The 3,867-nt window shown below is 40.6% G+C and carries 4 protein-coding genes; 3 read left to right on the forward strand and 1 reads right to left on the reverse strand.

Features of this window, described 5'->3' with window-relative positions; genetic code table 11:
* The 3 genes from ADA55_RS17455 to ADA55_RS17465 form a co-directional block, all read left to right on the forward strand.
* On the forward strand, window positions 1-1,230 hold a 1,230-nt coding region (locus ADA55_RS17455; protein ID WP_048686220.1), incomplete at its 5' end, for a 4-hydroxyphenylacetate 3-hydroxylase C-terminal domain-containing protein.
* A gap of 429 nt (window positions 1,231-1,659) precedes the next feature.
* Window positions 1,660-2,478, forward strand: coding sequence for an alpha/beta fold hydrolase (locus tag ADA55_RS17460; protein ID WP_048686222.1), 819 nt, complete (start codon window positions 1,660-1,662; stop codon window positions 2,476-2,478).
* 20 nt (window positions 2,479-2,498) lie between these two features.
* Window positions 2,499-3,539 carry a leucyl aminopeptidase gene (locus ADA55_RS17465; protein WP_081088644.1) on the forward strand — a complete coding sequence of 347 codons (1,041 nt, stop codon included), beginning with the start codon at window positions 2,499-2,501 and terminating at the stop codon, window positions 3,537-3,539.
* Window positions 3,540-3,643: 104 nt separating this feature from the next.
* On the opposite strand, the gene ADA55_RS31445 is transcribed toward ADA55_RS17465, so the two are convergent.
* Window positions 3,644-3,769, reverse strand: a complete 126-nt coding sequence (locus tag ADA55_RS31445; protein ID WP_082162865.1) for an IS3 family transposase — start codon at window positions 3,767-3,769, stop codon at window positions 3,644-3,646.
* Between the last annotated feature and the right edge of the window lie 98 nt (window positions 3,770-3,867).

Genomic DNA, 3,867 nt, shown 5'->3' on the forward strand with positions numbered 1-3,867 from the left:
CGGGAAGTGACCGACTATATCGCGCAGGAAACCTTCGGGGTGTTTGGCCGACCGTTCGATTTGGCGCCACTCGTGCCTGTAGGCATGGCAGCTCATCTTTCCCAATTCCGCAGCAAAAGACCAGAATATGCAGAAAATGTTCTTCACTATATCGACTATGCACAGAAAAATAACCTGATGGGACCTGAAGTATTAGTGGATCCTCAAAATGACCGTTCCAAAGCCGCCGCAGCAGGCGCCCGCCTGTTCGATGAGGAATTAGGAAACAAAATCAAAGGGGGAGATTCTACTCCTGCCCTGTTGAGGGTAGTGAAAGAGACGGAAGAAGGAATCTACATTAGCGGAGCGAAGGCGGTAGGCTCTATTTCTGCTCAAGGCAATGAAATGATCCTCTCTAACCTAATGCGCCCGGGTTTGTTAGCTGAAGAATCCCTATGGCTCTCTGTTCCAATCAATGCACCGGGCATCCACATTGTCTGCCGGGAAACAGTCTCTACGGATCCCGCCCTTTCTTTTGATCACCCAATCAAATCACGCGGGGAAGAAATGGATTCCTTCTTGATCTTTGATAACGTCTTTGTKGAAAAGTGGAGAATTTTCAACTATGGAGTTCCAGAACTCAATGAATTGTACGGAGGCGTCGTATTAGGAGTACACTGGCACGTGCTCTCCCGTTTAGCCACCAAGGCTGAAATGTATGCCGGGGCAGCCCAACTGATAGTAGATACACTGGGAACAGGGAAAATCCCAGGGGTTCGTTCCATCGTATCCGAAGTCATCCAATATGCTCAAACGTTAAGAGCGTATGTATTAGCGTCTGAAGAGTTAGCAAAACCGACTCCAGATGATGTCATGTGGCCGGATGTCAATATGCTTACAGCGGGACGTCTATACGGTATCACGCACTATCCGCAAATTATCCATCATCTCCAAGAATTATGCGGACAAGGTTTGGTTATGAGATTTTCCGAAAAAGACTATGACCACCCGTTTATTGGCGGGAAGCTAGAAGAGCTTCTCTTTGGCCGGGGAATGACATCGAAGCAGAAGAACTTATTGATGAACTTTATTTGGGATATTACCACGGATTCCCATGCGGGCCGCATCGGTCTATTTGAGAACGTGAATGCCCTGCCAGCGCCATTACTTCGTGAGCGTCTGTACCATGAATATGATAGAACCCCTTTCATGAACCAAATCCGTAAATCGATAGGTCTTACTCTAGATTAAATATTCACATGGAAACTTGGAGTTCATATGTACCAAAAATCGTTCATCCAAGCTCTTTAAAAACTTTAGTCCACTCCCTTATACTTAGTTAAACTATACTGCGAACCAGTAAAATTGAAAATTTTAAAAGATTTTAGGTTTTCCACTTCAAGACATCATGTTCAGATGGGGATGGAATAAGCGAATATGTTCTTTATGCAAATGATTCTAACAGGGCTGATGTGAATTCACAAAGTTAAAAAATGTAATGATTTAATAGACTATGATTGCTCATCTTATAGAAGGCTGCATTTTATGTAAAAATGGTTACATCATGGAGGTCTTGATGCATGGTGGTTAAAAATTCTTCGAAAAAACAAAATTATAGAGATTAATAGACAGATGCATTGTACAAATTTTTGGGGTTTTTGTTGGAAGGAGTAAGTAGAAATGAATCAAAATCATTCTTTTGAGGACTTATTTGTAAAGGGACTAAATGCGAGAATCCACCTTATAACTAAAGGAGATAAAGGTGGTATCCCAGTTATCTTTTTGCCTGGAATCACCAGTTATAGTTATTCCTTTGTAAAAATCTTAAATATGATGCCGGAAAAGTACTATGCATTGTCAATGGATATAAGAGGAAGGGGGCTTTCCGATTCTCCTAAACAAGGTTATTTGTTAAAAGATTATACCGAAGACTTGTTGAATGTAGTGAATGCATTAGTAGAGAATCCAGTTTCTCCGATTTTGGTCGGGCACTCCATGGGAGCTAGAATTGCTGCTGCTTTTGGTAGCCAATATCCCTCTCTTATTTCCGGTATGGTATTAATTGATCCTCCAATTAACGGTCCCGGTCAGAGAGAGGTATATCCAAATCCGTTGTCCATGTTTTTAAAACAAAAGGAGGCGGTTGATCAGGGAGAAATGGAATTATTCCGAAGTTTTTTCCCTTCTTTCACTGAAGAACAGGTAGCCGAAAGAGCTGAAGAGTATCGGAATAACAGAGTACAAGCGATAATTGAATCTTACGAATCATTGTTAATGGAGCCTTTTCAGGTATATATGAAAATGCTTACTTCACCCGCAATACTTTTGGCTGCCGAACATGGAGATACCATCCGTGAAAGTGAACTACAGGTGTTGAAAACAATAAACCCTTCAATGGAAGTGATAAGAGTTAAAGGAGTCGGGCACATGGTGTATAAAGATGCACCTGAACAGACCGCTGATTATATTATTTCCTTTATTGAAAAACAAAAAAATTAATATAGAAGGGATGTTTATAAATGACTATTGAATTTGATGAAATGGTTGATCTATTCAAAAAAGAACTTGAATTATGTAAACTAAAGCCATCTGAAACGATGGCCGTATTAACCTCGGGCGAAATTAGGGCCGATTATGCTAAAGCATTTTTAACGGCTGCTTCCCAAATTGGGGCGAATGCTTTTGAATTGAAACTTCCACCAGCCAAAAAAGGAAGTGCAGGCTCGTTTGGCATCACTCCTTTAACGGATAATCGAGTTGCTGTGGAATGTTTAAAAAAGGCGGATCTTGTCATTGACCTAGTCCTTCTCTTATTTTCAAAAGAACAGTTGGAACTTCAAGAAGCAGGCGTAAGAATATTATTAGTGGTTGAACCTTTTGATGTAATCAAAAGGATGTTTCCAAAAGAAAGCGATAAAGAGAGGGTGCTATATGCTACCAATCTTTTAAAAAATGCAAAAGAACTAAGAGTGACCAATAAGGCGGGAACAGATGTCACATACCAGTTGGGACAATACCCAATCCTTACTGAGTACGGATTTGCTGACGAGCCAGGAAGATGGGATCACTTGCCAAGTTGTTTTTCTGCAGCGACTTCCAACGATGGTGGAGTTGATGGGATTGTTGTTATGGACAAAGGTGATATTTTCTTCCCTTTTAACCGGTATTTACAAGACCCGATACAATTAACCATAAAAGATGGTTATGTCACGAACATAGAAGGTGGGTTTGATGCCATGCTAATGAGGGAGTATATAGAAAGCTTTAATGATCCTCAAGCTTATGCAATATCCCACATTGGCTGGGGACTAAACGAAAGGGCACAATGGCATAGTATGGCGTTTGACGATCAAGTATTTGGTATGGACGGGCGTGCATTCTATGGAAATGTCTTATTCTCCTTAGGACCGAATTCTGAATTAGGTGGATCCAACGATACCCCATGCCATCTTGATTTACCAATGAAAAATTGTACCTTATACCTTGATGGTAAGTTAATAGTAAAAGACGGAGATATTGTTATCGACGAAATGAAACCGGTTAAACAACAGCTAGCTTGAACATATTCAATGCAGCCTCTGGCTGGATAAAATGGACAGTCTAAAAAAATACCTATAGTTTATACAGCTAACCAATGGCTCCCATATTGTGGGAGTCACTCTATTTAAAAGCTCCATTGGTAACGATTTGTATTATATTCCTCTATGTATTCTTCAATGATGAGGTGTAACTCTTCAAATGTTTGACACACTAAATAATCCACTTCATCTTTAAAATGGCCAAAGAAGATTCCATGGGGGTATTATCCCCACAATTTCCTTTCCGGAACATATATTACATGAGTCCTAGTTTCTTTACTCGCCGTTGAAACTCAGGGTGTGTATAATG

The organism is Bacillus sp. 220_BSPC (assembly GCF_001054655.1).
In the GTDB taxonomy this organism is placed as follows: domain Bacteria; phylum Bacillota; class Bacilli; order Bacillales; family DSM-1321; genus Peribacillus; species Peribacillus frigoritolerans.